This window comes from Prevotella sp. C561 (assembly GCF_000224595.1).
GTDB lineage: Bacteria > Bacteroidota > Bacteroidia > Bacteroidales > Bacteroidaceae > Prevotella > Prevotella jejuni.
Map to the genome: position 1 here is coordinate 267,178 of NZ_JH114143.1, position 6,000 is coordinate 273,177.

Annotated in this window: 5 protein-coding genes and 1 pseudogene; all 6 read right to left on the minus strand. The window is 36.2% G+C overall.

Annotation, left to right across the window (positions count from 1 at the left end; translation table 11 throughout):
* Positions 1-824 precede the first annotated feature (824 nt).
* Entirely contained in the window at positions 825-1,079 is a 255-nt protein-coding gene (locus tag HMPREF0666_RS16520) for a hypothetical protein (protein WP_009011612.1), read from the minus strand.
* Positions 1,080-1,278: 199 nt separating this feature from the next.
* Positions 1,279-1,878 (minus strand): hypothetical protein, encoded by a 600-nt coding sequence (locus HMPREF0666_RS06670; protein ID WP_009011613.1) that lies wholly within the window; start codon positions 1,876-1,878, stop codon positions 1,279-1,281.
* Between the two features lie 6 nt (positions 1,879-1,884).
* Positions 1,885-2,535 (minus strand): hypothetical protein, encoded by a 651-nt coding sequence (locus tag HMPREF0666_RS06675; RefSeq protein ID WP_009011614.1) that lies wholly within the window; start codon positions 2,533-2,535, stop codon positions 1,885-1,887.
* Between the two features lie 1,482 nt (positions 2,536-4,017).
* On the minus strand, positions 4,018-4,449 hold the full coding sequence (locus HMPREF0666_RS06680; RefSeq protein ID WP_009011615.1) for a hypothetical protein: 432 nt from the start codon (positions 4,447-4,449) through the stop codon (positions 4,018-4,020).
* Between the two features lie 694 nt (positions 4,450-5,143).
* On the minus strand, positions 5,144-5,584 hold the full coding sequence (locus HMPREF0666_RS06685) for an SMI1/KNR4 family protein (protein ID WP_198010540.1): 441 nt from the start codon (positions 5,582-5,584) through the stop codon (positions 5,144-5,146).
* 201 nt (positions 5,585-5,785) lie between these two features.
* A pseudogene (locus HMPREF0666_RS06690) lies at positions 5,786-6,000 on the minus strand (IS1380 family transposase); the annotation flags it as partial.

A 6,000-nucleotide genomic window follows, 5' to 3' on the forward strand; every position in this document is an offset into this window, starting at 1 on the left:
TTAAACATCAGATATATCGTAAGTTGTTTAGAACATTACATTAGTGTTAACCAACGACACAATAGGTGATGGGCAATTGAAAGGTATATTCTCTTCAATCATGTGGCTATATTCCTTGTATTATAACCTAAACGTAGAAAACTACATTTTATTATTGAACACGGTCTTGTCTTGCATGGGTAATATCATATTCTTTTGGTTGTTTACCCATTTGCCTTGACTTAGTTCTGCCTTCAAAAATCATGACTTAATAACGAGTTAAATACCCTCAGAATAAGGAAATAATATCTCTTGGAATTGACTTTATAACCTACAATAAATCAATAAGTTACGAATAGCGTTTGAGAACATGCCCATCTTGCCCCAAGAAGGGCGTCTTCAAGCCTCAAGAAGGGCATGTTCTCGAACGTAGAAGGGCGTCTTTTTGAGGCATGAAGATGGTGGGTTGCGTTCGAAGGGAGCGAGATATTTTGACGTTAAGATGTGGGGTAGGGGCATGCGCCTATTCTTTTTGTATGCAAGATTAGAGTATATTACGTACAACATCCAAAGAGACCTAAAGAGTCTTAGACCTATCTTTATTTGTAGAAAAGTGAGATTAGGCAAACACCCTATCTGTTAAGACTATTGCATATCAATCTTTTCTTGTTCTAATGCCAACATATTCTTGTTTAATACAACCACTGGCTTTACATGGTATAAGTTGTACAAGCATGTCTAAAGAGGTCATGTTAAGCTCTATTAGCACACTTATAAAGCGATTTACTAAGCCAAACACTTCATCCCAGATATTCGGATTAACGGCAAAGACATACCGTGTAGGATTATTTCCGACCACCTTGAGACTTGAAATCCATGAAGACGTCATGTTTAGAATAATAGTCTAATGCGGATATATACTCGTCAGTCGTTGGCTCTTCTATTTGACTTTGTACATTCATCAATACGTCTTCAAATTGCTCACCATAATATAACAACTCTAAAGACTCCATAACAACAAAGTTAGGATACACATCTTTGTCATCACTTGATATTGTTGGATATGTTTCCAGATAACAAACGACTTCAGGAGTTAACATATCCTCGTGGGAATATAAACAGTAATCCTCGTCTGTAAACCCATTCTCACTTATTTCCTTAGAGATGATAGCAATTATCTCTTGTCATTGATAAGCTTTTCTTAAATCTAATCTCATCTTCCTTAATACAATATGAATATTATAATCTGTTACGAATACTTTTCCATCTTTCAATTACTTATTTCGTTATGAAAGATGGTTACTTGGGCAACTCTATTAGCTTGAAAACGCTATGCAAAAAAGATAAGACATCATCGTTGGTGTCTAATTTATAGTTAAAACAATTACTTTGGCTTTCTATTTTAAGAGTATCGTTGCGTAATGACATATTTCTTATCACTTCTCTTATAAACTGTGGTCTGTTTTTTACAACATAGTATTGGTTGTCCTCTTCAAATATTCTTATGGAATCAATAGTATTGTAGTTATTCACTTTGCTTATATAGAGATGCTCTAATTTGTCGCCAGTAAAGAATAGATCTATCTTATCAAGTTCCATAGTACAGTGGGTATTTTCCCATGCACTCATTACTACGTTAAAGCCTAACATGTTTATTTGAAAGCATGTGTTTATAGTGACGTGTACAGGTTCTTTCCCTATATTACATTCCAGATATCTTTTGTTAATATCTAAATTAATAAAGTCTACTGTCGTAAGTTCAGGTTGACCATGTGGGTTTAAGTCAACTTTAAATCCATCATTGTTTCTTTTCATAAACTTTAATCCTGATGAAACGATAAGCTCTTCAAGATTAGGATTATAATAAAAGAGAAAGTCTTTTGCTTCAATTTGCTCCATATTGTATTATTCTATACTGAAGGTCTTGCCATGATGGATAAGTTCTCGTGTTTCCGCATCGAGAACAACATCCTCAGTTCCATACGTCTCTGATTTCTTAATGAACCATTTAGCATGCGTGTTCTCTTTATTCTTGTGCTTATTTCTGGGTATAAAATAGATATCAAAAGGAGTATTAGAGAACATTGTCTGTTGCCCTTCTCCTGTGCTAAGGTTTATCCATCCCTGCCTTTGCATCCACATAAGTACATCCTTAGGTCGCATGGCAAGATGCTTAAACTTAGCATCCTCATCGATTACCTTTATTAAATTACCCTTATCATCGTATTCACGCCATGTCCCAACACGTACACTGGAATACAGAAAGAAGCATCCTTCTCTCTTCAATCTGTTATTATGTTTATAATAATTCCTTATATACATTACGAAACTCATTGGTTTTATCATGTAGACACTATTTTCGTCATGGGAGATAAGAATCTGCACCAAGGTGCTATCAGACTCTTTATATACTTGATTATCTATCTTCTCTTTCCCAATCTTCTTCTTATAATATTCATAATCAAATCGGTCGTTTGTTTTCATCATCTTTATTTTCTGTGCAGCACATGAAAGTGAGATTATGAATACTACAAGGTAGGTAACAATTCTTCTCATATCTATCTGATATTTAGGTTAATCTTTATACATTAGCATAGAACAATTAGTTGCACTTTATCATTTAGTGAAAATGGTAGAGTTACGGGTTCGAGAAGCAAACAAATGCACGTATAGTGAATGTAAAGGTGAAAGCATTTATCCTATATTTTAGAATAAGCACTATAAATATTACGCCTCGTTTTATGAGTTCATCATACTCTTCAATTTCATTACATTTAGGTTACGCCACTGACAGAAGTCAACATACACGGGGCCAGACAGATACCCAGCGGCATTATAATCATAACGGACACTTCTGTCGTTTATTGTATCAAGTGGTCGTAGAAAGCGAAGGTTATCATAGCCTCATATATCAGTAGGTGTGTGATTGACAGAACCTTTTCTCGTTTCAGCTCGCTTTTCAAGTGACGTTTCAAACATTCCTTATATTGTTAAATGCAGTTTCTCAGTAAGCCATAAGATATCTTCATGAAACTTGAAAGCTCTCATGCGTCCTCCTGCCATGTACTAAATGTTATAGTGAACTTACTTACCCTCTTAGTAAGATACGCATGCAACTCGTAGGATGTTTTACTTTCTCTATCGGATTTGGACACATCCCAAGACTCTTATCTGTCCCTACATAGGGCTGTGAGGACAATAACTTGACCTATCTGGGGAACCCGTTTGCTCTTGAAAAATATTTACTTTACATCGGGCTATATACCTTCAAAATAGGAATATAAGGTCTCTTGGAATTAAGTCTATAACATGCAATGAATCAATATATTACGAATAGCGTTTGAGAACATGCCCTTCTTGCTCGAAGAAGGGCGTCTTCAAGCATCAAGAAGGGCATGTTCTCGAATGTAGAAGGGCGTCTTCTTGAAGCTTGAAGATGGTGGGTTGTGTTCGAAAGGGAGCGAGAAATTTTGACGTTAAGACGTGGGGTAGGGGCATGCGTCTATTCTTTTTGTATGCAAGATTAGAGTATATTACGTACAACATCCAAAGAGACCTAAAGAGTCTTAGACATATCTTTATTTGTAGAAAAGTGAGATTAGTCAAACACCCTACCTGTTAAGACTATTGAGTATCAACGTTTTCTTGTTTTGTGCAACCACTGGCTTTACATGGTATAAGCTGTACAAGCATGTCTAAAGAGGTCATATTAAGCTCTATTAGCACACTTACCAAGCGATGAATATAACTACTGTTGCGAGCAATAGTACGATTTCCACGTGAAGGACTACAAAGCTTTTCTTTTGGACTTTGAGTTCTTTAAGCTAAGTTCTTACGTCCATAGCGCAGATTAGGGTATTCTTGTCGGAAGGCACCTAAGGTGTTTTATATTATGCTGTCATTCGTGTTCTTGAAATTCGGACACAACAAAGATACATGATACCAGTGCTTTTTTAGAAACTTAATGATGAATATCTACATATTTGACGGAAGGACTTTTCTCTTGCGTTAGTTAAGTTTGAGTATGTAAGGCTTACGTTAATCTAATGCAAAGAACCATTCTAAGAACTCATTAAAATCTTTCCATTGAGGGAGTAACTTCCCTTTTTGGAATTCAATAGTTTTTTGTCCAAGCTCAAGTTCCAAGACTTCACCAGTTAAGCGGTTATAAAAGAATCCTCCTTCTCCTTCAAAGCTATCAAGCGGTATATACTCTTCTGGTAACTTTAAAGCAGACTGCATATATCCTATTTGCTCAAAGTATGTTGAGTTTATGGCAAACCAACACACGTTATATATATCACTATACCTACCAGAGAATGTTATACTATTTGTATAAAGATTGAACTGGGCGAATGGTGTTTGTAGATCTATTCCAAGCTTGATCATAACCTCTTGGTAGCTTTTGTCTTCTGTTAAATCATACAGACCAGCTTCTATCAAATATTTCTTAAGTTTTTCTGACAACATAATTCTTTATTTATAAATTAATAATTCTTACACTTAGTCGTACTATATCCACCTTTTTTATAGCGTTACTCGTTGTTTTTTCCATATCTGTGAGATACTCACTCTCACGTCCTAAGTGGTTTTAGGAATTGATGATTAAGCTACATTACGCTGAAAGATTGCACTTTTATCTTGAATTTACAACGCCTCGTTTTATGAGTTCATCATACTCTTCAATTTCATTACATTTAGGTTACGCCACTGACAGAAGTCAACATACACGGGGCCAGACAGATACCCAGCGGCATTATAATCATAACGGACACTTCTGTCGTTTATTGTATCAAGTGGTCGTAGAAAGCGGAGATTATCACCCTTGGTAGATGACTTGTCATATAGTGTTAGCCTATTATGACAGAAACACAGATGTCTTGTATAGTCAATAGTTTCATGCTGTATTGTAAGCTTCTCATGCTCAACTATAGTATTGGATATCTCACATGTGAATAGAGACTATCATTGCATAAGGTAGTCCTAAGGCTAATCTCTGTTCTAATTAAGCCTTATGTGAAATCCAAAAGATTCTTACATAGCACCCTGCATACTCCTTACCATCACTTTAATGAGACTTCTTTCCTTACATAACCCACATGTTTTCCCACCTTGAGTCTATATGCTTTACATGGCAGGTGTCTATGCTTTTAACGCAAGAGGACTAATAAGAACCAACTAAACTATGCCAGAAAGGCATGCCAACACCTTGTGTTATATGCTCTATAAGTTGTATAAATTCGGTCTCTCTCTTACTCCAACAGGCATATTGGGCAGTCCCCATACCTCTAACTAATTGCTCAAAATTATCAGCTATTAGCATCTTCTCTCCAACTTCCGTCTCACTATCAATGGTATATATCCTACCTGAAGAACACTCTAAAAGGATGGTGTAAGGGTCTCCGTTAGCAATAATAATGAGACCAGTTGCTTGTAACACAGGGTAATCCTCATATCCTTTATTTCTTTGTATAAGCCAGTTTATTCCATTGTCATCGTTGTATCCAAACTGATAGCTGAGTATACTAAGGTTGCCCCAGCTATATTTTAGGATGCTGTTTATGAAGTTCTGGTCCAATACATCTATCTTTAACTCTTCTTTCAAACGTACAATTTCTGTACTGGGAATATCTACCCTCAATTCCGCAGCATTATTCCTTGTGAGGTACTTTTATATATTGAAGTGATATTTTGGGATTAATCCATTGATTTGGGAATTTTCCAGGGTTCTTGGTTCTTGCATAGGCATGAAATCCCCCCACCCAAACCAATGGGGAAGTATGAAAACACCACAAAGAAATACTGTTTATTCAAGGAATACTTCAGCGTAGTAGGTTTTATTTGTATACAGGTTTAGAACGTTCTGCCTTCCCGTTCGCACCCATTTTGCTGGAACGCTGACAAAATGCAGGATAAAGGCTTTCAGTCTACTTGTCTTTTTCAATGGCTTGACCTTTTCGCTGATATGACGGACGAGATAGAGATAGAAGTTCTTCAGCATAGCGGTAACCATCATGAAAA

Excerpts from the sequence above, each read along its gene's own strand:
- HMPREF0666_RS16520 (WP_009011612.1), bottom strand. The coding sequence starts at position 1,079 with ATGTTAACTCCTGAAGTCGTTTGTTATCTGGAAACATATCCAACAATA.
- HMPREF0666_RS06675 (WP_009011614.1), bottom strand. The coding sequence starts at position 2,535 with ATGAGAAGAATTGTTACCTACCTTGTAGTATTCATAATCTCACTTTCA.
- HMPREF0666_RS06670 (WP_009011613.1), bottom strand. The coding sequence starts at position 1,878 with ATGGAGCAAATTGAAGCAAAAGACTTTCTCTTTTATTATAATCCTAAT.
- HMPREF0666_RS06680 (WP_009011615.1), bottom strand. The coding sequence starts at position 4,449 with ATGTTGTCAGAAAAACTTAAGAAATATTTGATAGAAGCTGGTCTGTAT.